The organism is Polynucleobacter sp. es-GGE-1, assembly GCF_018882005.1.
In the GTDB taxonomy this organism is placed as follows: Bacteria; Pseudomonadota; Gammaproteobacteria; order Burkholderiales; family Burkholderiaceae; genus Polynucleobacter.
Map to the genome: position 1 here is coordinate 178293 of NZ_JACVPE010000007.1, position 21466 is coordinate 199758.

At 46.9% G+C, this 21466-nt stretch carries 23 protein-coding genes; 21 read left to right on the top strand and 2 right to left on the bottom strand.

What is annotated here, in order from left to right; all coding sequences use genetic code 11:
• Window positions 1–21: 21 nt before the first annotated feature.
• Genes leuB through ICN35_RS07350 form a run of 14 tightly spaced genes read left to right on the top strand, consistent with a single transcriptional unit; the run spans window position 22 to window position 14314 of the window.
• A complete protein-coding gene (gene leuB / locus ICN35_RS07285) occupies window positions 22–1095 on the top strand; it encodes a 3-isopropylmalate dehydrogenase (RefSeq protein WP_216125839.1) in 1074 nt (357 codons plus the stop codon).
• Window positions 1096–1127: 32 nt separating this feature from the next.
• Window positions 1128–2285 carry an aspartate-semialdehyde dehydrogenase gene (asd, locus tag ICN35_RS07290; RefSeq protein WP_216125842.1) on the top strand — a complete coding sequence of 386 codons (1158 nt, stop codon included), beginning with the start codon at window positions 1128–1130 and terminating at the stop codon, window positions 2283–2285.
• Window positions 2286–2341: 56 nt separating this feature from the next.
• A complete protein-coding gene (locus ICN35_RS07295) occupies window positions 2342–3673 on the top strand; it encodes a FimV/HubP family polar landmark protein (RefSeq protein WP_255535748.1) in 1332 nt (443 codons plus the stop codon).
• 9 nt (window positions 3674–3682) lie between these two features.
• On the top strand, window positions 3683–4510 hold the full coding sequence (gene truA, locus ICN35_RS07300) for a tRNA pseudouridine(38-40) synthase TruA (RefSeq protein ID WP_216125848.1): 828 nt from the start codon (window positions 3683–3685) through the stop codon (window positions 4508–4510).
• A 26-nt stretch (window positions 4511–4536) separates the two neighbouring features.
• Window positions 4537–5214 (top strand): phosphoribosylanthranilate isomerase, encoded by a 678-nt coding sequence (locus ICN35_RS07305; protein WP_216125851.1) that lies wholly within the window; start codon window positions 4537–4539, stop codon window positions 5212–5214.
• 30 nt (window positions 5215–5244) lie between these two features.
• Window positions 5245–6438, top strand: coding sequence for a tryptophan synthase subunit beta (gene trpB, locus ICN35_RS07310; RefSeq protein WP_071465577.1), 1194 nt, complete (start codon window positions 5245–5247; stop codon window positions 6436–6438).
• A 12-nt stretch (window positions 6439–6450) separates the two neighbouring features.
• Window positions 6451–7254: a tryptophan synthase subunit alpha gene (gene trpA / locus ICN35_RS07315; RefSeq protein ID WP_215294805.1), complete on the top strand. Its 804-nt coding sequence runs from the start codon at window positions 6451–6453 to the stop codon at window positions 7252–7254.
• Window positions 7254–8141 carry an acetyl-CoA carboxylase, carboxyltransferase subunit beta gene (gene accD / locus ICN35_RS07320; protein WP_216125853.1) on the top strand — a complete coding sequence of 296 codons (888 nt, stop codon included), beginning with the start codon at window positions 7254–7256 and terminating at the stop codon, window positions 8139–8141. The genes trpA and accD overlap by 1 nt, the downstream gene beginning before the upstream one ends.
• A gap of 4 nt (window positions 8142–8145) precedes the next feature.
• A complete protein-coding gene (folC, locus tag ICN35_RS07325; RefSeq protein ID WP_216125863.1) occupies window positions 8146–9471 on the top strand; it encodes a bifunctional tetrahydrofolate synthase/dihydrofolate synthase in 1326 nt (441 codons plus the stop codon).
• A gap of 3 nt (window positions 9472–9474) precedes the next feature.
• Entirely contained in the window at window positions 9475–10299 is an 825-nt protein-coding gene (locus ICN35_RS07330) for an SPOR domain-containing protein (RefSeq protein ID WP_216125866.1), read from the top strand.
• Window positions 10299–10865, top strand: coding sequence for a CvpA family protein (locus ICN35_RS07335; RefSeq protein WP_215318074.1), 567 nt, complete (start codon window positions 10299–10301; stop codon window positions 10863–10865). The genes ICN35_RS07330 and ICN35_RS07335 overlap by 1 nt, the downstream gene beginning before the upstream one ends.
• Before the next feature lie 4 nt (window positions 10866–10869).
• Complete coding sequence (purF, locus tag ICN35_RS07340; protein WP_216125868.1) at window positions 10870–12408, top strand: amidophosphoribosyltransferase; 1539 nt, start codon at window positions 10870–10872, stop codon at window positions 12406–12408.
• A gap of 59 nt (window positions 12409–12467) precedes the next feature.
• Window positions 12468–13676, top strand: a complete 1209-nt coding sequence (locus tag ICN35_RS07345) for an O-succinylhomoserine sulfhydrylase (RefSeq protein WP_216125871.1) — start codon at window positions 12468–12470, stop codon at window positions 13674–13676.
• A gap of 14 nt (window positions 13677–13690) precedes the next feature.
• Entirely contained in the window at window positions 13691–14314 is a 624-nt protein-coding gene (locus ICN35_RS07350; protein WP_215294793.1) for a bifunctional 2-polyprenyl-6-hydroxyphenol methylase/3-demethylubiquinol 3-O-methyltransferase UbiG, read from the top strand.
• Window positions 14315–14320: 6 nt separating this feature from the next.
• On the opposite strand, the gene ICN35_RS07355 is transcribed toward ICN35_RS07350, so the two are convergent.
• Both ICN35_RS07355 and modB read right to left on the bottom strand, forming a co-directional pair.
• Complete coding sequence (locus ICN35_RS07355) at window positions 14321–15427, bottom strand: ABC transporter ATP-binding protein (RefSeq protein WP_216125877.1); 1107 nt, start codon at window positions 15425–15427, stop codon at window positions 14321–14323.
• Window positions 15427–16074 (bottom strand): molybdate ABC transporter permease subunit, encoded by a 648-nt coding sequence (gene modB / locus ICN35_RS07360; protein WP_255535749.1) that lies wholly within the window; start codon window positions 16072–16074, stop codon window positions 15427–15429. The genes ICN35_RS07355 and modB overlap by 1 nt, the downstream gene beginning before the upstream one ends.
• Before the next feature lie 113 nt (window positions 16075–16187).
• On the opposite strand from modB, the gene ICN35_RS07365 reads away from it, so the two are divergent.
• From ICN35_RS07365 to soxX, 7 genes are all read left to right on the top strand, one after another.
• A complete protein-coding gene (locus ICN35_RS07365) occupies window positions 16188–16523 on the top strand; it encodes a metalloregulator ArsR/SmtB family transcription factor (RefSeq protein WP_215318057.1) in 336 nt (111 codons plus the stop codon).
• 62 nt (window positions 16524–16585) lie between these two features.
• The gene (gene soxC, locus ICN35_RS07370) at window positions 16586–17941 is read left to right on the top strand and encodes a sulfite dehydrogenase (protein WP_370625667.1); all 1356 of its coding nucleotides are present in this window, start codon (window positions 16586–16588) and stop codon (window positions 17939–17941) included.
• The gene (locus tag ICN35_RS07375; RefSeq protein WP_216125886.1) at window positions 17925–19013 is read left to right on the top strand and encodes a c-type cytochrome; all 1089 of its coding nucleotides are present in this window, start codon (window positions 17925–17927) and stop codon (window positions 19011–19013) included. The genes soxC and ICN35_RS07375 overlap by 17 nt, the downstream gene beginning before the upstream one ends.
• A gap of 67 nt (window positions 19014–19080) precedes the next feature.
• Window positions 19081–19533 (top strand): thiosulfate oxidation carrier protein SoxY, encoded by a 453-nt coding sequence (gene soxY / locus ICN35_RS07380; protein WP_215294781.1) that lies wholly within the window; start codon window positions 19081–19083, stop codon window positions 19531–19533.
• 68 nt (window positions 19534–19601) lie between these two features.
• On the top strand, window positions 19602–19910 hold the full coding sequence (gene soxZ, locus ICN35_RS07385) for a thiosulfate oxidation carrier complex protein SoxZ (RefSeq protein WP_087909856.1): 309 nt from the start codon (window positions 19602–19604) through the stop codon (window positions 19908–19910).
• 44 nt (window positions 19911–19954) lie between these two features.
• Window positions 19955–20767 (top strand): sulfur oxidation c-type cytochrome SoxA, encoded by an 813-nt coding sequence (gene soxA / locus ICN35_RS07390; protein ID WP_216125888.1) that lies wholly within the window; start codon window positions 19955–19957, stop codon window positions 20765–20767.
• 19 nt (window positions 20768–20786) lie between these two features.
• Complete coding sequence (gene soxX / locus ICN35_RS07395; protein ID WP_216125891.1) at window positions 20787–21425, top strand: sulfur oxidation c-type cytochrome SoxX; 639 nt, start codon at window positions 20787–20789, stop codon at window positions 21423–21425.
• Window positions 21426–21466: the final 41 nt, after the last annotated feature.

Below are 21466 nucleotides of genomic sequence, written 5' to 3' on the forward strand. Positions count from 1 at the left end.
TCGTTGATTTAAAGGCCTTTCATGAAAATTGCAGTTCTCCCGGGCGATGGGATCGGCCCGGAAATTGTTGCTCAAGCCGTTCGCGTTCTTCAAGCGTTAGGCCCAAAGTTTGATCTAGAGGAAGCTCCTGTGGGTGGCGCTGCCTATGACGTGGCTGGACATCCTTTGCCGCCAGCGACTTTAGAGTTGGCAAAAAAAGCTGACGCTATTTTGTTTGGCGCAGTCGGTGATTGGAAATACGACACGCTTGCTCGTGAACTTCGCCCAGAGCAGGCCATCTTAGGATTACGTAAACACTTAGAATTGTTTGCTAACTTTAGGCCAGCGATTTGCTATCCAGAACTCACAGCAGCATCCAGCCTCAAACCAGAAATTATTGGTGGCTTGGATATTTTGATTGTGCGTGAACTCAATGGCGATATTTACTTTGGTCAACCTCGCGGTATTCGTAGCTCAGAGTTGCCATTATTTAAAGGTGCTCGTGAAGGTTATGACACCATGCATTACAGCGAGCCAGAAGTAGAGCGGATTGGTCGCGTTGCATTTGAAGCGGCACGCAAGCGCGGTAAAAAAGTGTGCAGCGTAGATAAAGCGAACGTATTAGAGACTTCACAGTTGTGGCGCGAAGTCATGATTCGGGTTTCTAAAGACTATCCTGATGTTGAGTTATCCCACATGTATGTCGATAACGCAGCAATGCAATTGGTGAAGGCGCCTAAAGCATTTGATGTAGTCGTGACCGGTAATCTGTTCGGTGACATTCTGTCTGACGAAGCAGCGATGCTCACAGGCTCGATTGGCATGTTGCCTTCTGCGTCATTAGATAAGCACAACAAAGGCTTGTATGAGCCAAGCCACGGCTCTGCGCCTGATATTGCTGGTCAAGGGATTGCTAATCCTTTGGCAACGATTTTGTCTGCAGCCATGATGTTGCGTTATTCCTTGGGTATGCCTGCAGAAGCCGACCGGATTGAAAAAGCAGTACAAAAAGTGTTGGCACAAGGCTTACGTACTGCTGATATTTATACAGAAGGCACCCAAAAGGTATCTACTGTGCAAATGGGTGATGCAGTGGTTGCGGCACTCGCTGGATAAATAAGTCAATATTTTCACTAGGTAGTTAAATCATGGCAAATACAAAAACACCGTTGGTAGGTTTAGTTGGCTGGCGCGGAATGGTTGGCAGTGTTCTGATGGAGCGCATGCTCGCCGAGAAAGATTTTGATTTGATCGAGCCGGTTTTCTTTAGCACGAGCCAAGTAGGCGGCGAAGTTCCCTTGCTCAATGGTAAAAAAGTCACCAAGAGTGAAAGTACTTTGCAAGATGCCACTGACATCAAGGCGTTGTCCCGTTGTGACATCATTTTGACTTGCCAGGGTGGTGATTACACCAATGAGATCTTCCCCAAGCTGCGTGCGGCTGGTTGGAGTGGTCATTGGATTGATGCTGCTAGCGCATTGCGTATGAAAGATGATGCTGTATTGATTCTCGATCCTGTCAATCGCCCTGTGATTGATAAGGCATTAGCTGCGGGTGGAAAAAATTGGATCGGTAGTAACTGCACAGTAAGTTTAATGATGATGGCTATGGGTGGTTTAGTGAAAGCTGACATGGTTGAGTGGATTAGTGCCATGACTTATCAAGCAGCTTCTGGTGCAGGCGCTCAAAATATGCGCGAGTTACTATTGCAAATGGGTGCTTTGCGTGACAGCGTGGCTACAGAATTGGCAGACCCATCTTCGTGGATTTTGGATATTGATCGCAAAGTGACTGAAACCTTACGTTCACCCGATTTTCCGAAACAGAATTTTCGTAATACTGCTTTAGCTGGAAGTTTGATTCCGTGGATCGACGTACCTCTCGAGCATGGGCAAACCAAAGAAGAGTGGAAGGGTGGCGCTGAGTTCAATAAGATCTTAGGTCGCCCTGCATTTCGGACTCCTGGCAGCATTCCAGTTGATGGGATATGTGTGCGGGTTGGAGCGATGCGCTGCCATTCCCAGGGCTTGACAGTGAAGTTGAAGAAAGATGTTCCCCTCCAGGAGATTGAAGCGATCTTGGCAAACGATAGTCAGTGGGTAAAAGTCGTGCCTAATGATCGTGAAATAACTGAGTGTGATTTATCGCCAGCAGCCGTTAGCGGTACCTTAACAGTACCTATCGGACGTTTGCATAAATTGGCGATGGGTCCAGAGTATTTAGGTGCATTTACCGTCGGCGATCAGCTATTATGGGGAGCAGCTGAGCCCTTGCGCCGCATGCTCAGAATCTTACTGGAGAGGTAATTACATAGATGCTAGGTCTTGGCCAATCGAGATTGCTCAAAGTAATTTGCTTTACTTTGCTCAGTTGGTCCTGTGCGGCCAGTGCGATTCATTTGGGCGTTCCTAAATTACAGTCAGTACCTGGTGAGCCCTTACGCGTAGAAATTCCCATTAGAAGTGGAGTGGACGAAAAGGATGCATTGCCATCCCTTGCTGTTGAACTTCCAGGTAAGACGGTCTTCGAAAAACTGGGGATCTCGCAAAAAATTCTGGATTTGAATCCGCAAGTAATGATTTATCGAAATCGTCAAGAGCAGTTGATGGTTTTAGTAGAAACCGTAAATCCTGTACCAATCACTGATGATCCATTCCTAGATGTCTTGGTGAAGATGAATTGGTCAAGTGGAAGTCTCACTAAAACATATACCTTCCTCTTAGGTGATACGCAGAAGGTGACTGTAAAACCCGGTCAAAGTCTTTCTGAAATTGCCACCATCATGGCACCACGCCTAGAGGGCGCTAGCTTAGATCAGACCATGCTGGCTTTATATAAAGCAAATCCTGATGCGTTTGCCAGCGGTAGTGTGAATAGATTAATTGCTGGAGCCGAGCTTAATAAACCAAGTCAAGCACTCTTGCGCTCCATTAGTCCTGTTGAGGCCAATCAGTTCGTGGCTGATGCTAATGAGCAGTGGCGCTCTGAGAAGGGTGGTAAAGGCGATAAAGGTGTAGATGGTTCTAGTAAGGGTGGAAAAAATAAAGCTGCTGAGAATGCTGCAAAAGATCGCTTGAAAATTGGCTCCAGTGCAGAAGGCAGTGCTGAGGAGCGTCGTTACACAGAAGACTTAGTCGCACAAGAAAAAGAACTAGAGCAAGCTAAAGCACGTGTTGCAGAACTGCAAAAGAATATTGCTGACTTACAGCGCCTCTTGGAAAAATCCAAAGGAAAAAAATCAGCTGAAAATAATTATGGCTTGGGTGGTTTTGGGCCAGCCGCTTTGGCGATTGGCTTAATTGCATTCACGGGACTTTTACTTTGGGTTTTGGCGCGTAACGCCCGTAGCTCAGAATCGGCTTCATTTGAGGAGAAAGATCTAGACCCCCAGAAGCCTACCCCTGCACCCCATTTTGAAATGCCTGAGCGTGCCAAGACATTATTTTCAGGAATCGATCTTGATCTTTCTAAGCCACCGAAAGAGTCGCATCCCGAAGTTGCGCCAGACAATAATCCTTTGGCGGATACCTTGCGTGTCAAACTGAATCTGGCTCGCGCTTACATCACGATTGAAGATTTCTCGGCAGCGAAGAAGTCTTTAGAGGACATTATTCGTTCTAGCAGCTCGGTAGATCCAGCCATTACGATTGAAGCGCAAGGCTTATTGTCAGAGCTTTCACATCGTCAGACTTAGGTGTGAGCGATGCGTATAGCGCTCGGTCTCCAATATGATGGTAGTCCTTATGCTGGATGGCAAGTTCAGCACAATCAAAATACCGTACAAGCAGAACTAGAAAAAGCAATTACGGCTTTTATTGGTGAAGAGGCCAAAGGCTTTCCGGTACAAACCATTACTGCCGGTAGAACAGATGCTGGAGTTCATGCTCTCGGACAGGTAGTTCATTTTGATGCTCAGGTTGAGCGTGAAGATTTTTCTTGGGTGAGGGGGGTGAATTCTTTTTTGCCCGGATCTATTGTGGTGAACTGGGCTAAGGTCGTCCCCGAAGAGTTTAGTGCCCGCTTCTCAGCATATAAGCGAACCTATATTTATGCATTGCATGCAGGCCCTTGCCGTTCTCCTATGATCGATGCGCGTGCAGGTTATGTGATGCTGCCACCCAATCAATGGTTCGATATAGATGCCATGAAAGAAGCAGCCCTATGTCTCATTGGCGAACATGACTTCACATCATTTAGATCTTCCGAGTGTCAAAGCAAGACCCCAGTCAAAACGATGTATGCGATTGACATCATTTCTGCAGAACCTTGGTTGTATTTTGTGATTCGTGGGAATGCCTTCTTGCATCACATGGTACGTAATCTGGTCGGTAGTTTTTTGCAAATAGGGCGGGGTAAGCAAAAGCCAGAATGGATGGCGCAATTGTTGGCCGCAAAAGACCGCCATCTTGCTGCGCCTACCTTTATGCCGGATGGCCTATATTTAAGCAAAATTGCTTATCCACCGGAATTTGAGATTCCTGCCCCTTGGCTAAAAAACTCTTGGTTGCCAGATCAGGTCACCGGAAAATAGGCTCCCGAAAGCCTTATCATTGATCTATGGGCTTATTGACATACTCGCCGGGGGGAACCCGGGTCAAAATCTGTGGTTTAAAGACCTCAGCGGATATTGATGCCGCCGTTTTGGCTGGAGTAGATGCCGTTGGATTTGTCTTTTACCCTCCCAGTGTCCGAGCCGTAAGCCCCAATATTGCCGCCCAACTGATTTCTAGGCTCCCAGCGGGGGTAGACGCAGTCGGATTGGTAGTTAATGCTTCAGATGAGGAGTTTGCCGCTATCCGCGCTGCGGCTGCAATCACTTTATGGCAGTTTCATGGGGATGAGACCCCGCAAAGATGCGTGCAGTTGGCACAAGGCCAGCCTTGGATAAAGGCGGCGCGTGTAGGAGCCCAGTTCGCTTTTGATGATTTTTCCCTACAATATAGGGATGCAAACGCTTTTCTGCTGGATGCTCTCGTTGAGGGTTATGGTGGCGGAGGCGTTCCTTTTGATTGGCAAGGAATTCCACAAACATGGGTAAGCGAAAACGCGCCTCGGGTCGTTTTGAGTGGTGGATTGAACACGCACAACGTGGGCGAGGCAATTGCACGCCTGCATCCTTGCGCAGTTGACGTCTCTAGTGGCGTAGAAAGCAGCAGGGGTGTCAAAGATCCTGGGCTCATGGCTGATTTTGTAAAAGCAGTGCGCGCAGCAGATGCGAAAGCATCATCCCAATAATTTGCTGTAAATAAATCAAAAGAGGTAGCTATGTACGACAAGCCAGATGCACGAGGACACTTCGGTCCTTATGGCGGCGTGTTTGTTTCTGAGACATTGATGTATGCATTAGATGAGCTCAAAGAAGCCTATGCAAAATATCAACATGATCCTGAGTTCATTGAAGAGTTCCACTACGAACTGAAACACTTTGTCGGTAGGCCTTCACCGGTCTATCATGCGAAGCGTTGGAGCGAAATGCTCGGCGGCGCACAGATCTATCTCAAGCGTGAAGACTTAAACCACACTGGTGCCCATAAGATTAATAATGTCATTGGTCAAGCGATGCTCGCCAAGCGCATGGGTAAGCCACGCATCATCGCCGAGACAGGAGCAGGGCAACACGGTGTTGCTACTGCCACGATTTGCGCGCGCTTTGGTCTGGACTGTACTGTGTATCAAGGTTCTGTAGATGTAGCGCGTCAAGCACAAAACGTATTTCGGATGAAGTTACTAGGTGCCAAGGTAGTTCCCGTTGAGTCTGGAACCAAAACCTTAAAAGATGCACTGAATGAAGCGATGCGCGATTGGGTGACCAATGTAGATAACACTTTTTACATCATCGGTACCGTTGCAGGTCCGCATCCTTATCCGATGATGGTGCGTGATTTCCAAAGCGTGATTGGTGAAGAGTGCAAAGTACAAATGCCAGAGATGACTGGTCGTCAACCAGACTTTGTATTAGCTTGCGTTGGCGGTGGCTCAAATGCTATGGGTATTTTCTATCCCTATATTGATTTTCCAGAAGTAAAATTGGTTGGTGTAGAGGCTGCAGGCCATGGTCTGGGTAGTGGTTTACATTCAGCAGCACTGTGTGTTGGTAAGCCAGGTGTGTTGCACGGTAATCGCACTTACTTGCTTCAGGATGAGAATGGTCAGATCTCAGAAACGCATTCTGTTTCTGCTGGCATGGACTATCCAGGGGTTGGTCCTGAGCATGCTTGGTTGAAAGATTCTGGTCGTGCTGACTATGTGGCTATTACGGATGAAGAAGCACTCAAGGCTTTCCATGACTGTTGCCAAATTGAGGGCATCATTCCTGCGCTAGAGTCTTCCCATGCGATTGCTTATGCCTGCAAGCTTGCTAAGACTTTGCCAAAAGATAAAACCATCTTGGTCAATCTCTCAGGCCGTGGCGATAAGGACATGCACACCGTTGCACAAGCAACAGGATCAGAAGGTTAATTAAAAAATAGCATGTCAAAAATTACTGCACTCTTTAAAGAGTTAAAAGCAACGGGTAAAAAAGGCTTGATTCCGTTTATTACGGCTGGTGATCCCGATCCTGGAATGACGGTTGAACTCATGCACGCATTAGTGCGCGGTGGCTCCAGCGTCATTGAATTGGGTGTGCCATTCTCTGATCCAATGGCTGATGGCCCTGTCATTCAAAGATCATCTGAGCGTGCATTAACGCATGGCGTCACTTTGCATTCTTGTTTAGAGATGGTCAAAGAGTTCCGTAAAAAAGATGCGACTACTCCAGTGGTACTCATGGGCTATGCCAATCCGGTTGAGCAAATGGGTACAGAACGTTTTGCAACCGAAGCTAAAGCAGCGGGTGTGGATGGTGTCTTGGTGGTGGATTACCCGCCAGAAGAGTGCGTTGACTTTGCAGCACGTATGCGCGTTGCGGGAATCGATCCCATTTTCCTATTGGCACCAACTTCATCACACGAACGTATTAAAGATGCTGCCAAGATCGCCTCTGGATACATTTACTATGTATCTATGCGCGGAGTAACTGGGGCCTCACATCTGAATACCCAAGATGTCGCTAGCATCATTCCTAAAATCCGCGAAGAGACTGATATTCCCATTGCGGTGGGCTTTGGAATTAGCGATGCTGCGAGCGCTAAGGCAGTATCTGCTAGCGCTGATGCGGTGGTCATTGGTAGTCGGATTATTCGTCTTTTGGAGGATGCGCCCCCAGGGCAGGCGGTACAATCACTGGAAACCTTCATTCGTGAGATTCGAGACGCATTGGATAGTCAAAACTAATGAGCTGGATAGATAAATTACTCCCTCCCCAAATTCAACATACTGATCCTGCGAATCGCAAATCAGTACCAGAGGGATTGTGGGTAAAGTGCCCTAGTTGCGAAACGGTTCTCTACAGCACGGATATCGAAGCCAATCTTTCAGTCTGTCCAAAATGTAGTCATCACATGCGCATCGGCGCACGTCAGCGTCTGGAGAATTTACTCGATCCAAAAGGTCGTTACGAAATCGGTGCTGATATCTATCCAACTGATCCCCTGAAATTTAAAGATTCTAAAAAGTATCCAGATCGGATTAAAGAAGCAAATGACGCTTCTGGCGAAACGGAAGCTCTGATTGTGATGGGTGGAAAAATTGAAGCCATTCCAGTAGTCGCAGCTTGTTTTGAGTTCCAATACATGGGTGGCTCTATGGGCTCCGTGGTAGGTGAGCGTTTTGCACGCGGTGTGCAAGAAGCTATCAATAAAAAATGTGCTTTCATTTGCGTAACCGCTACTGGCGGCGCTCGTATGCAAGAGAGCTTGCTGTCCTTGTTTCAGATGGCGAAGACTAATTCGATGTTGACCTTGTTGTCTAAAAAAGGTTTGCCTTATATCAGTGTATTGACCGACCCAACCATGGGTGGCATCTCCGCTAGTTTTGCTTTTATGGGTGATGTGGTAATGGCGGAGCCAAAAGCCTTGATTGGTTTTGCTGGCCCGCGCGTGATTGAGCAAACCGTTCGGGAAAAATTGCCAGAAGGTTTCCAGCGCTCTGAGTTCTTAATGCAAAAAGGGGGCATCGACATGATTGTGGATCGCCGTCAAATGCGTGGTGAGATTGCGCGACTCTTAGCACTCTTGCAGAAACTTCCTGAGCCTGCGATCGCGGGTAGCGCAGCTGTCTAAGCGCTTGAGCACAGCACACCAAGCCCCAATTCTTTTCACCAGCCTCGAGGCTTGGCTGAGTCACCTCGAAACCGCTCATCCCGTTGGTATCGATATGGGTCTTGAGCGTATTAATCGCGTTAAGGCTGCACTAGACCTTCACTTTGATTGTCCAGTTATTACTGTCGCCGGTACGAACGGCAAAGGTTCTACCTGTGCCTATCTAGAAAGTATCCTGCTGGCTTCTGGCTATCGAGTGGGTTGTCACACTTCACCCCATTTACTCAGTTTTAATGAGCGGGCTCGCCTTAACGGCGAAGAAGTGAAAGATGCTCTTTTGTTAGAACACTTTGTAGCGGTCGAACAAGCCCGTGTGAGTCTGGTCGATGCACCAACGCTGACCTATTTTGAGTTCACCACTCTGGCGATCATGCATTTGTTTGCTAAAGCAAATTTAGATGCCGTGGTACTTGAGGTGGGCATGGGTGGTCGTTTAGATGCCGTCAATATTGTGGATGCAGATTGCGCCATCGTGACAAGTATTGATATTGATCATGCGGATTTTTTGGGTGATACGCGTGAGGCAATTGCTTTGGAAAAAGCCGGGATCTTTCGCTCTGGCCACATTGCTGTCTGCGGTGACCCCGTGCCGCCACAATCTTTAATTGACTATGCAGAAAAGTTGGGTTGTGATCTTTGGTTGCAGGGTCGGGACTATAACTTCCAGGGTGATAAACAGCAATGGGGTTGGGCTGGCCGGAATAAACGCTTTAGTGGGCTTGGTTACCCAGCACTGCGCGGTGCTAATCAGATTCTGAATGCTGCTGCCGTGATTGCTGCCTTAATGGCTTTGCATCAACGTTTGCCAGTCAGCGCGCAGGATATTCGCAATGGTTTTGCCATGGTCGAGTTACCGGGTCGTTTTCAGGTTCTACCAGGTCAACCGACGGTGGTCTTGGATGTTGCTCATAACCCCCATGCTGCCGCCACTCTAGCTCAGGGCTTAGACAAAATGGGCTATCACCCCTATACCTATGCCATTTTTGGCGCTATGGCTGATAAAGATATCGAAGGCGTGATAAAGCCGTTGCTGGACATCGTGGATTTCTGGTTTTGTACGGATTTGCCAACCCCTCGGGCAGCGTTGGCAAAAACCTTAGCCCAGCAACTTGAGGCTCTGGGAGTAAAGCCAAAAAATGGGGCTGATGGTGGTATCGAAATCTTCGAAAATCCAGCTTCAGCGTATCAAAAAGCGCTATCTCAGGCTGGTGAGGGTGATAGAATTGTGACCTTCGGATCTTTCTATACTGTTGCAGGCGTAATGGCTTATCGAAACAACCAGGCGCATTGATCCATGATTCGTTTACCGAGCTTTTTTAAGCGAAAAACTCAGGCTGATGACCTTGAATTGGGTTCAGCAAGGCGTCGTTCTGCTCAGCGGACCGCTCCCCGTAGTTTCCAACGAGCCCTTGAAGCTGAAGAGCTTGCCCTCACAGAAGATCCAGAACAACAAAGAGCGCGCCATCGATTGATTGGCGCGGCAGTATTGGTTCTGATTGCCGTTGTTGGTTTACCTCGCATTCTCGATAGTCGGCCAAAGTCTGCGCCTAACGATATTGCAGTCAATATCGTTACGAGTTTGCCAATTCCTGGTATTGAAGCAAAGCCGGAAGCCAGAACTGAAGAAAGAGTAAAAGTAGACGCCCCAGTGGAGTCTGCTAAAGAATCCGCAGCTGCTCCCGAAGTAAAGTCTGAAGCAAGGACAGAACCTAAGTCAGAACCTAAGTCAGAAACAAAGCCTGCTCCTGGTAAGGCTGCTGGTCTAGGATTGGCAACAGGAGAAGAGGTAGTTTCTGCCTCTAGTGCTAAAGCAAAGACGGATGATGCGACCAAAGACAATGTCAGTAGTGCTAATGGTGCGAGTGCGGCCAATGGCTCTGGCAAGTTCATCATTCAACTTGGCGCATTTGCATCTGAAGATCGCACTAAAGGCTGGGTTGCTAAACTGAAAGATCAAAAGATTCCAAACTACGTGTTTAATAAAACAGGTAGTGATGGGACTAAGCTCTATGTTTTGCGAGCTGGTCCATTCACAGATAAAGATTCTGCAGAAGCAGCAGAAAAGAAAACCAAGGCAATGGGTCTTTCACCAAGACTTGTTGAGACTGGTAAGCAGTAATGGAATACTTATCCACCTTAAAGCTAACATCGGTGGATTATTTCACCCTAGTGGTACTTTTGGTGTCTGCCCTAGTGGGTATCTCACGCGGATTATTTAAAGAAGTTCTGGCGCTTGCTTCTTGGTTCGTCGCTGCTTGGGTGGCTTATCACTACAGTAACTATCTTTCTACCGAATGGCTTTCAACCTTTCATCTAGACGAATTGCTCAGCCTTGGTTTGAGTTGGTTCATTCTGTTTGTGTTGACTTTGATTATCTGTGGATTGTTCGGCGGCTTAGTGCAAAAGATTATTTTGTCAGCAGGCTTAAGTTTGACTGACCGTTTTTTAGGCTTGGCGTTTGGTTTATTACGCGGTGGCTTGATTGTGGTGGTACTTGCCACCTTGGCAGCCTTGACTCCTATTCCACAGAGTGTGGCATGGAAAAACGCACTTACCAGGCCGACCGTTGATATGGCTACTGGATTAATTAAAGGTTGGTTGCCAACCGATTGGGCAAAGCAATTGAGTAATACAATGCCTAAAATCACCCCAACCATTACTCCTACATTAACAATAGGAAATTAGAGATATGTGCGGCGTCGTCGGAACTGTTTCCCACTCCCCAGTCAACCAACTTCTCTATGATGCTTTGTTGCTCTTGCAGCATCGCGGACAAGATGCTGCCGGCATTGCGACAATGAACGGTAATTCGTTCACGATGCATAAAGCCAATGGCTTAGTGCGAGACGTGTTTAGAACTCGTAATATGCGCAGCTTAGTGGGTAATGCTGGTATTGGCCAAGTACGTTACCCCACCGCTGGCTCAGCAAGTAGCGAAGAAGAAGCGCAACCGTTTTATGTCAGTGCGCCTTATGGCATTATTTTGGCTCATAACGGCAACCTCACTAATGCTCCAAGCTTACGTGTAGAGATGGCTTATCGAGATCGTCGTCACATTAACACCAGCTCAGATACCGAAGTATTGCTAAACGTCTTAGCAGATGAACTCCAAAAAGAAACAAATAGTGCTGCCTTGGATGAGGGCGCGATGTTTAATGCTGTCACCGGCGTAACAAGTCGCGTTAAGGGTTCATACGCCGTAGTCTCTTTGATTGCTGGCTATGGCTTGCTGGCATTCCGCGATCCATTTGGTATTCGTCCTCTTTGTATTGGGCGGATTGATACACCGCAAGGCCCAGAATGGATGGTAGCCTCTGAATCCGTTGCACTGGAAGGTCTCGGATTTACCTTTGTGCGGGATGTTAATCCTGGTGAAGCCATCTATATTGATTTAGACGGCAACTTCTATGCGCGTCAATGCGTACCGAATGCTGTTCTGACGCCTTGTATTTTTGAATACGTCTACATGGCTCGTCCAGACTCCACCATCGATGGAGTCACGGTCTATAACGTGCGTATGCGCATGGGTGATTACTTGGCGGAGAAGATTCGCAAAGAGACTAATGTCGATGAAATTGATGTAGTTATGCCGATTCCGGATTCTAGTCGTCCTGCAGCAATGCAAGTGGCTAAGAAATTAGGCGTGGATTATCGCGAAGGCTTCTTTAAGAATCGATATATCGGTCGTACCTTCATCATGCCGGGACAGGCTGTGCGTAAAAAGTCTGTTCGTCAGAAACTCAATGCCATGCGGATTGAGTTTAAAGATAAGACTGTCTTGATCGTGGATGATTCTATTGTCCGTGGCACTACCTCATTTGAGATTGTGCAAATGGCACGCGAGTCTGGTGCTAAGAAAGTGATCTTTGCCTCTGCTGCACCTCCAGTGCGCTTCCCGAACGTCTACGGTATTGATATGCCAACGCGTAGCGAGTTAGTTGCCTATGGTCGCACTGATGAAGAAATTAACAAGATGATTGGCGCCGACCAACTCATCTATCAAAGCGTTGAAGATATGAAACAGGCGGTAACGGATATCAATCCCAATCTCCATAATTTCGAAGCCTCTTGTTTTGATGGGCATTACATTACTGGCGACATTAATGAATCGTATTTGGATGCCTTGGAAGCGCAGCGTAATTCTTCTGCTGCACAGGCAGACCGTCAGCGTGATTCAAGCGACTTTGCTCGCTCCCAGCTCCACCTACATTTGGCTACCGAAGACTAAAAAGCGACAAGAATTGCCTCACTCGAGGCAATTCTGCAATTCGGTGTCAAAATAGCATTATGAAGAGTAAACCTACCCGCAAAAAACCTGATTTTTCCAAGCTAGCGCTCGAGACCTTAGCGGTCCGCGCTGGCACTCGTCGCACGGCTGAATATCAAGAGCATTCAGAGGCTATGTTTCTGACTTCCAGTTTCTGTTTTGATAGTGCTGAGTTAGCGGCTGATGGCTTTGCCCATGCGGACCAAGGTTTTATCTATTCACGCTTTACCAATCCAACTGTCAGTATGTTCCAAGATCGCTTGGCCGCTTTAGAAGGTGGTGAAGCTTGCATTGCAACTGCTTCTGGTATGTCTGCCATTTTGACGATGGCGATGGCGCATTTGCAAGCGGGCGATCATGTAGTTTGCTCACGTTCTGTCTTTGGTGCAACGATTCAGTTGTTCACTAACATCCTCGGCCGCTTTGGAATTACCACTACATATGTTGATTTGGCAGATACCAAGTCATGGCAAGCTGCTGTCCAGCCAAACACCAAACTGTTTTATCTTGAGACCCCATCAAACCCTTTGACTGAGATTGCCGATATCAAAACGATTTCTAAGATTGCCAATAAAGCAAAAGCCTTATTTGCGGTAGATAACTGTTTTTGCACACCAGCTCTCCAAAAGCCATTGGCTTTAGGTGCTGATGTCGTGATTCATTCAGCAACCAAGTATTTAGATGGTCAGGGTAGAGTGGTTGGCGGTGCGATTGTGGGCAGCAAAGATTTTGTTATGGGTAAGGTATTCCCATACGTTCGAACCGCAGGACCAACACTGTCTGCTTTTAATGCTTGGGTGTTTCTCAAAGGTCTGGAGACACTTGAGCTTCGTATGAAGCAGCAGAGCGAGAATGCCCTTGCATTAGCGCAATGGCTCGAGAAACAGCCTGGTGTTGAGCGCGTCTACCATCCAGGCCTTAAATCACATCCGCAACATGCTTTGGCAATGCGCCAACAAAAAACGGGTGGGGCTATTCTCTCCTTTGTTCTCAAGGGCGGAAAAAAATCGGCTTTCAACCTAATCAATCAAACCAAGCTTTGCTCTATTACAGCTAACTTAGGCGATACCCGTACCACGATTACTCATCCAGCGACGACAACGCATTGCCGTGTAACGCCAGAGGCTCGCAAAGTTGCAGGAATTACAGATGGCTTAGTACGTATTGCAGTAGGCCTTGAGAATATCAACGATCTTAAAAGCGATCTTGTTGGCGGCTTGAAGAAGTAAGGCATTCGATTCTTATGAGCTTTGCTGACGCAACCCAGTTCTGGAATGAGCGCTTTGATAAAGAAGAGTTCATCTTTGGAAAAGAGCCGAATGAGTACCTTGTTGAAAAGGCAAATCAGTATCTCAAGACTGGTGACAAGGTGCTTTGTATTGCTGATGGCGAGGGTCGCAATGGTGTCTGGCTGGCAAAGCAAGGTATGCAGGTGGTTGGCTTTGATGCATCGGATATTGCGTTAGCTAAAGCAAAACAGTTTGCTAAAGATAATCAGGTAGAAGTTGAATATTCATTCTCCGATACTGATAGCTTTATATGGCATGCTAATACTTATGATGCTGTCATCGGAATCTTTATTCAGTTTGCTGATCCGGCAATGCGTAAGCGGATCTTTCAAAAGACTTACGAGACTCTGAAGCCAGGTAGCCTCTTTATTCTGCAGGGTTACACACCTAAGCAGTTGGAATATAAAACGGGTGGCCCATCATTGATAGAACATCTCTATACAGAAGAGCTGATTCGCGATTTAGCTCAAGACTTTAATATCCTGGAGCTTCATTCTTACGAAAAAGCATTATCAGAAGGTCCAAGACATACTGGTATGTCTGCCATACTCGGTTTGGTGGCTCAGAAGCCCATTTAGTAATGACTAATTACTGAAGCGCCTTGGGTCGTTGATTGGGCGCAGTGGCATGATGTGAATCTTGCCCCCATCAATTTCAATATAAGACTTATTGCCAGCCTCCAAAGATAAGCGTTTTACCTCAGCAGCAGATGCTTCCCAAGTAATGACATGATTCCCTGCGAGTGTGCGTAGTTGAATGACGGCAATCTGACCTAATGAACTGATGTGCTCCACTTTGGCTTCAATTGCTGTTTTACTGAGTGTTGCATCAAGGCTGATGCCATCTGCAGGGATGACCCAAGCAACGGGAGTGTGCGGGGGGATCTTGCCCTTATCAACTACATTAAATATCTGATTACATCCACTCCAAGTCAGTTTGCCTTCAGTAAATACGCCTTCAAACTTATTATTGATGCCTACTAGCTCTGCAACGCGAGAATTTCTAGGTCTTTCAAAAAGAACCTGAGGTGGAGCAGTCTGCAGTCCAACACCTTGGTCGATGACAGTAATACGATCTGCTAATAAATCGGCTTCGCGAAGATCATGAGTCACCAACAGAATCGGAATATTTAAATCTTTACGCAGTTCAGCTAAGGTTTTATAGAGACCTTGGCGTGTTGGCGCATCTACCGCAGAAAAAGGTTCATCCAATAATAAGATCTTGGGTGATCTTGCCAAGGCTCTTGCTAATGCCACCCGTTGTTGCTGACCGCCTGAGAGTTGATTGGGCATGCGAATGGCTAAATCACCAATACCCATGCGGTTCAGCCATCGTTGTGCTTGTACTTTACGCTCCGTAACATCAGCCACCGAGTTATATAGTGGTATGCAGACATTCTCGAGCGCAGATAAATGTGGAAAGAGGGCGTACTGCTGGAATAAGAATCCGCAAGAGCGTTGGGCAGGGCTGAGTGAGGTAGTAATGCCCTTCACTTCATTGGCTTCAAACCAGATTTCGCCGCCACATTCGATTTTTCCCGTTTCAGCATTATTAAGGCCAGCAATAGTTCTTAAGGCGGTTGTCTTGCCGCTACCTGATGGTCCGACCAAGGCATGGAGTTCTCCGGGGACGCATTCGAGACTGAGTTGCAAAGGGTTAGGCGTGGTCTGAGAGAGCTTAATTTTGAACATCAGCTTCTCCACTCTTTAGTACGCGAGGGGTGACGACCAAACACGCCATATGAAATGGCAATGGCAATTAGCGAAGTAGCTAGCAAGATGAATGAGAGTGCGCCAGCGCCAACGGTATCAAAACTTTGGACTTTGTCGTAAATGGCAATCGAAACAGTTTTAGTTTCTCCTGGAATGGCACCACCGACCATCAGGATGACACCGAATTCACCAAGGGTATGGGCAAAAGTCAGAACAGCTGCACTGGTAATGCCGCGCCAAGCTAAAGGTAATTCAATGAGGCGAAAGATTTGCCACTGAGAGAGACCGCTCACTTGAGCTGCTTCCCGAATTTCTGGATTAATTGCCTCAAACGCGCGCTGGATTGGTTGAATGGCAAAAGGCAAGTTAACAATCAGTGAGGCAATCAAAATTCCAGTGAATGAAAACACCAGAGGAATACCCAAGATACTTTTGCCACCCAGGCCAACTAGAAGGTAGTAGCCTAAAACGGTTGGCGGCAGAACCAGAGGAAGAGCTAGAGCGGCCTCAATCCATGACCTGGACTTGCCCATGCTTTGCAGATGATGTGCTACCCAAACTCCAAAAGGAAGAATGAGGACCAAAGTCCAAATAGCTAGCTTTAATGAGAGGATGAGTGCTTCCATGTCCATCGCTGGATTGTATCGTCAGACGCTCTTAGGGTATCTCACTATATAAATAGGGCGGATATAAGCGTTAAATATGCTTTTATACGCATATATTCATATTAATAGACCGCATGAAAGCCAGAGCTCAAAAAGCGACAAAGAACCTAACTCCAAAGCAAATGGAGGCGGTATTTTTAAAGGTAGCCGCTTATTTCAACGTGCTATCGGAGCCTTCTCGCCTGCGGATCATGTATGCAGTTTGTAGCGGGGAAAAATCGGTCTCTGAAGTGATCGAATTGTGCGGTTCAAGTCAGGCCAATGTTTCAAGACATCTTTTGGCATTACACAAAGCAGGCATTTTGCTCCGGCGTAAAGAAGGCGTAACCGTCTATTACTCAATAGCAGATAACGCAACCGTAGATATGTGCCAATCAGTGTGTGCCAAGATTGCTGAAGGTATTCATTAATGGCAGAAAAAGATGCTATATCAAACAAGCAAATTGAACTGCGTCCTGAAGATATCTCTGCAGTGGAGAAGTCTGCCCATCGAGCTCGTTTAGTCAAAGCGCCAGAACACTTTGTCTCTCAGGACTTAATTGCTGATATCAATGCCAATGGTATTGATGAAACCCGTCGTGGCTTTTTACGCAAAGGCCTTCTATCGGCTGTCGGTGGGGCAGCAGCAGGCTTGACCGCACCAATAGCTTTTGCAGTCGGCGAAGGTGATCCTGCCATTTTGGAAAAGCAAGAGTGGCAAACCACCTTGGGAAAAAATGTTGCCACCATGCCTTACGGTGTGCCTTCAATCTATGAAGCTAATTTAATACGACGTGAGTCACCTGGTTTGACGCGAGTAGCAGCTTCCTCAGTAGCATTTACTCCGCTGCAAGGTTTGTTTGGAACCATTACTCCCAATGGTTTGCACTTTGAGCGCCATCACCAGGGTTGGTACAACCTGAATCCAGAAACCCATCGCTTGATGGTGAATGGCATGGTCAAAAATGCGCGCGTGTTCACCATGAATGATTTAATGAGACTGCCATCAGTCTCCCGTACCCACTTTATTGAGTGCGGCGCTAATACCGGCCTTGAGTGGGGCAACGTCGCTGTGCCAACAGTGCAGTACACCCATGGCATGCTTTCTTGTTGCGAATTTACGGGTGTGCCACTCAAGGTATTGCTTGAGGAATGTGGGGCAGATCTGAAAAAAGGAAAGTTCCTGCTTGCTGAGGGAGGTGACGGATCTGGCATGACTCGCACGATTAATCTAGAGAGCTGTTTGGAGGATACGATCGTAGCCTGGAGCATGAATGGCGAAATGTTGCGCCCAGAAAATGGCTTCCCATTGCGTCTAGTGGTACCGGGTGTGCAGGGCGTTAGCTGGGTGAAGTGGTTACGCCGTTTAGAAGTAGGGGACATGCCTTGGAATACCAAAGATGAAGCGGTTCACTATATTGAATTGATGCCAAATGGTATGCATCGTCAATATGCCTCAATTCAGGAATGCAAGTCTGTGATTACCGCTCCATCTGGCGGTCAGCAGTTACTCGACAAAGGTTTTTACAACGTCAGCGGTATGGCTTGGTCCGGACGAGGAAAAATTAAACGCGTTGATGTGTCATTTGATGGCGGTAATAACTGGCGTACCGCACGCCTAGAAACACCAGTCCTCACAAAATCTATTACCCGCTTCAATATCGACTGGGTTTGGGATGGATCCCCCGCAATCTTGCAATCTAGAGCGGTGGATGATACTGGCTATATTCAGCCTTCGATAAAAGTACTGCGTGATTTACGTGGTAATCGCTCGATTTATCACAACAATGCAATTCAGTCCTGGAAATTAGACTCCAATGGCGAGGTGAGCAATGTCCAAGTTGGATAAATTATTTGCTCGTCTAGCGCTATTAGCCCTTGCGGTATTTTCTTCCCAGCTTGCCTATGCGCAAAGTTCAAAAGGCGCTACTCAGTATTCAGGCATCGGTCGTAATGCCACACCGGCAGAAGTGATTGCATGGGATATTGATGTTCGTTCTGACTTTAAGGGTTTGCCGAAGGGATCTGGCTCTGTAGAACAAGGGCAGGCAATTTGGGAATCTAAATGTGCTAGCTGTCATGGCGTCTTCGGGGAATCTAATGAGATCTTCACCCCAATCGCTGGCGGAACGACAGTAGATGACATCAAAACTGGCAAAGTTGCGTCCTTGGCGGATCGTAAGCAACCACAGCGTACTACCTTGATGAAAGTTCCCACCGTTTCTACTTTGTGGGATTACATCTATCGCGCCATGCCTTGGAATGCACCTAGATCTTTAACGCCGGATGAAACCTATGCACTTGTTGCATTTATTTTGAGCTTGGGTGAAATTGTTCCGGATGATTTTGTCCTGAGTAATGCCAATATCGCTGAAGTACAGAAAAAGATGCCGAACCGAAATGGCATGACTCGAAATCACGGCTTTTGGAGCGTCAATGGTAAGCCAGATGTGAATGGTTCTTCATGTATGAGTAATTGCATCAAGTTTGTGCAAATCGGGTCTACGCTCCCTGACTTTGCCAGAAATGCCCATGGCAACATTGCAGAGCAAAATCGCCTCTATGGTCCATACCGAGGTACAGACACAACCAAGCCGCCAATGGACAAGTTACCCGGTTCTGCGGGTGAGGGCTTGGCCCATGCCGCTGATACCCATGCTGCATCTACAAAAGGGCCAGCAGCATTATTTAAGAATGAAAACTGCTCTGCTTGCCACGCGTCAAATACGAAGTTAGTAGGCCCATCGATTGCCGATATTGCAGCAAAATATAAAGACCAGAACGGGGCTCAGGAGAAGCTAATGGCTAAAGTCAAAAATGGCGGTTCAGGCGTGTGGGGAGCAATTCCGATGCCGCCACAGCCACAGTTATCCAATGAAGACAGGGCAATACTTGTGCGCTGGGTACTTACGGGACAATAGGTTTGCAGAGGGTTTTTTGAAATACCGCTATATTTGATACTAAGAGTAGATTATTTAAGGAGTTTTTATGAATCAGCAGCGACGCAGTTTATTGAAATATTCAGCCGTTTTTGGCTTGATGGCTTCTGCGGGTCTTATCAGCGTAGCCCAAGCGCAAGAGTGGAATAAAGCCGCTTTTGAAGGTAAGAGCTTAGATGATGTATTCAAAATCTTAGGCGCAGGTAGCCCAGATAAATCTGCTGCCGTCACTTTGAATGCTCCTGATATTGCAGAAAATGGCGCAGTAGTTCCCGTTGGCATTACAACTACTCTCAAGGCAGAGCAAATGGCTATCTTGGTTGAAAAAAACCCAAGCTCCTTGGCTGCGCAATTCTTCATTCCTGCTGGTACTGAGCCGTTTGTAACTACTCGTATCAAAATGGGTCAAACCTCCAATGTTTATGCTTTGGTAAAAGCGGATGGCAAGTGGAGCATGGCCGTTAAGGAAGTAAAAGTCACATTAGGTGGTTGCGGCGGTTAATTGCCGCGCTTAATTACTCTAAACCCCAATCAATACTATTAACGAATCACTAGATACAAGAGGAAAACATGGCTGATCCAATGCGCGTTAGAGCTGCTGAGAACGGTGGAATTGTGGATGTAAAAATTTTGATGAAGCACGATATGGAATCTGGTCAGCGTAAAGATGCTGCCGGTAAAACGATTCCTGCATGGTTCATCAGCACAATTAATGTCAAAGCAAATGGTAAAGATGTATTGAATGGTCAATTTGGTCCAGCAGTTTCTAAGGATCCATTTTTGAACTTCAAATACAAAGGCGCCAAAGGCGACAAGATTGTGGTGAGTTGGGTCGATAGCAAAGGTGACAAGCGCACCGATGAAGCAACTGCTTCTTAATGCCAAACATCTTTGCCACCTTTATAGTTTTGAAAGGGTAATAAATGCAGCGTAAATTCACCTTAGGCTTAGCCTCAGGAGTATTGGCAACAATCTTGTCAATTTCATCTTCATCGTATGCGCAAAATGCAACAGACGATATTGCAAAGTATCGCGAGATGATTGCAGATGGAAATCCTTCCGAGCTGTATGAAGCTGCGGGTGAAGAGTTATGGAAAAAACCAGCCGGTCCTAAAAACGCCACACTTGAGAAGTGTGATTTAGGTCTAGGGCCTGGAGTTGTGAAAGGCGCAGCAGCACAACTACCACGCTACTTCAAAGATACTAATAAAGTTCAAGATCTTGAGTCACGCTTGATGACGTGTATGCAAAAGCTACAGGGCCGTGACCTGCAAGAAATAGTTGATGCCCCCTTTCATAAGGGACCTAAGAAGGATATGGAGGCGATTGTGGCTTACGTAGTCACTTTATCTAAGGGTGACAAGATTAAAGTGAGCACGAATCATCCTAAAGAAAAAGAAATGTATGAGCTTGGGAAGCGTGCATTCTATTTCCAAGGTGGTCCCATGGATTTTTCCTGCGCGTCTTGTCACGGTGAGGATGGTAAGCGGATTCGCTTGCAAGACCTGCCTAACATCACTACACAAAACGGTGCTGCTTTGGGTTGGGGCTATTGGCCAGCATATCGCGTCTCAAGCGGACAGTTTTGGACCATGCAACAGCGTTTGAACGATTGCTATCGTCAGCAGCGTTTCCCATTCCCGATTTATGGCTCTGATTTGACTGTAGCTTTGTCGATGTATATGGCAAAGAACGCCAATGGTGGAACAGTTGAAACTCCTGGTTTGAAGCGTTAATGGATAAGAGACAGAGAATATGAATATGAAGAACATCAAATCCCTCTTAGCTATTACTACTTTTGCAGTAGCAGCATTCAGCATGCAAGACTTTGCAACCGCTCAGCAAGCGAATGATCCTAAATTTAATAAGATGATGAAGGATGGCTTTAGAGCAGATGGTATCGCTGGCTTGGATCGTATTGATCAAGATGCAACCCAAAAGTTCTGTTCTGATCCTGTTTTCTTGTCCAGCAAGCAAGGCGAAAAAATGCGCGAGAAGATTCAGAAGGTGAACATGGATTCAATTAAGCAGCCTTCTGATGGTAAATATATTGGTGATTGGAAGAAGGGTGAAGCGATTGCCCAGAGTGGTCGTGGCGCAACTTGGACAGATAAAGCAGATACCCCAGTCGGTGGTGGTTGCTACAACTGTCACCAGATCGACAAGAAAGAGATTTCTTATGGAACGATTGGACCCACTCTCTGGAACTACGGCAAGCTCCGTGGCTACTCACCTGAAGTGGTGACCTATACCTGGAATCGCATCAATAACTCTAAGGCCTATAACGCATGCAGCAATATGCCGCGTTTCGCCCACTTCAAGCTCTTAAATGAGCAGCAAATTCAGGATGTGATGGCTTTACTGCTGGATCCTGCCTCTCCAGTCAATCAGTAAGTCAATAGAAAAAATAAAGAACAGGCCGACAGGCCTGTTTT

Coding starts and splice junctions, on each gene's coding strand:
- purF (WP_216125868.1), top strand. CDS start 10,870: ATGTGCGGCGTCGTCGGAACTGTTTCCCACTCCCCAGTCAACCAACTT.
- leuB (WP_216125839.1), top strand. CDS start 22: ATGAAAATTGCAGTTCTCCCGGGCGATGGGATCGGCCCGGAAATTGTT.
- trpA (WP_215294805.1), top strand. CDS start 6,451: ATGTCAAAAATTACTGCACTCTTTAAAGAGTTAAAAGCAACGGGTAAA.
- soxA (WP_216125888.1), top strand. CDS start 19,955: ATGCAGCGTAAATTCACCTTAGGCTTAGCCTCAGGAGTATTGGCAACA.
- ICN35_RS07350 (WP_215294793.1), top strand. CDS start 13,691: ATGAGCTTTGCTGACGCAACCCAGTTCTGGAATGAGCGCTTTGATAAA.
- ICN35_RS07375 (WP_216125886.1), top strand. CDS start 17,925: ATGTCCAAGTTGGATAAATTATTTGCTCGTCTAGCGCTATTAGCCCTT.
- modB (WP_255535749.1), bottom strand. CDS start 16,074: ATGGAAGCACTCATCCTCTCATTAAAGCTAGCTATTTGGACTTTGGTC.
- ICN35_RS07355 (WP_216125877.1), bottom strand. CDS start 15,427: ATGTTCAAAATTAAGCTCTCTCAGACCACGCCTAACCCTTTGCAACTC.
- soxY (WP_215294781.1), top strand. CDS start 19,081: ATGAATCAGCAGCGACGCAGTTTATTGAAATATTCAGCCGTTTTTGGC.
- soxZ (WP_087909856.1), top strand. CDS start 19,602: ATGGCTGATCCAATGCGCGTTAGAGCTGCTGAGAACGGTGGAATTGTG.
- ICN35_RS07365 (WP_215318057.1), top strand. CDS start 16,188: ATGAAAGCCAGAGCTCAAAAAGCGACAAAGAACCTAACTCCAAAGCAA.
- ICN35_RS07345 (WP_216125871.1), top strand. CDS start 12,468: ATGAAGAGTAAACCTACCCGCAAAAAACCTGATTTTTCCAAGCTAGCG.
- ICN35_RS07330 (WP_216125866.1), top strand. CDS start 9,475: ATGATTCGTTTACCGAGCTTTTTTAAGCGAAAAACTCAGGCTGATGAC.
- trpB (WP_071465577.1), top strand. CDS start 5,245: ATGTACGACAAGCCAGATGCACGAGGACACTTCGGTCCTTATGGCGGC.
- ICN35_RS07305 (WP_216125851.1), top strand. CDS start 4,537: ATGGGCTTATTGACATACTCGCCGGGGGGAACCCGGGTCAAAATCTGT.
- ICN35_RS07335 (WP_215318074.1), top strand. CDS start 10,299: ATGGAATACTTATCCACCTTAAAGCTAACATCGGTGGATTATTTCACC.
- truA (WP_216125848.1), top strand. CDS start 3,683: ATGCGTATAGCGCTCGGTCTCCAATATGATGGTAGTCCTTATGCTGGA.
- accD (WP_216125853.1), top strand. CDS start 7,254: ATGAGCTGGATAGATAAATTACTCCCTCCCCAAATTCAACATACTGAT.
- soxX (WP_216125891.1), top strand. CDS start 20,787: ATGAATATGAAGAACATCAAATCCCTCTTAGCTATTACTACTTTTGCA.
- asd (WP_216125842.1), top strand. CDS start 1,128: ATGGCAAATACAAAAACACCGTTGGTAGGTTTAGTTGGCTGGCGCGGA.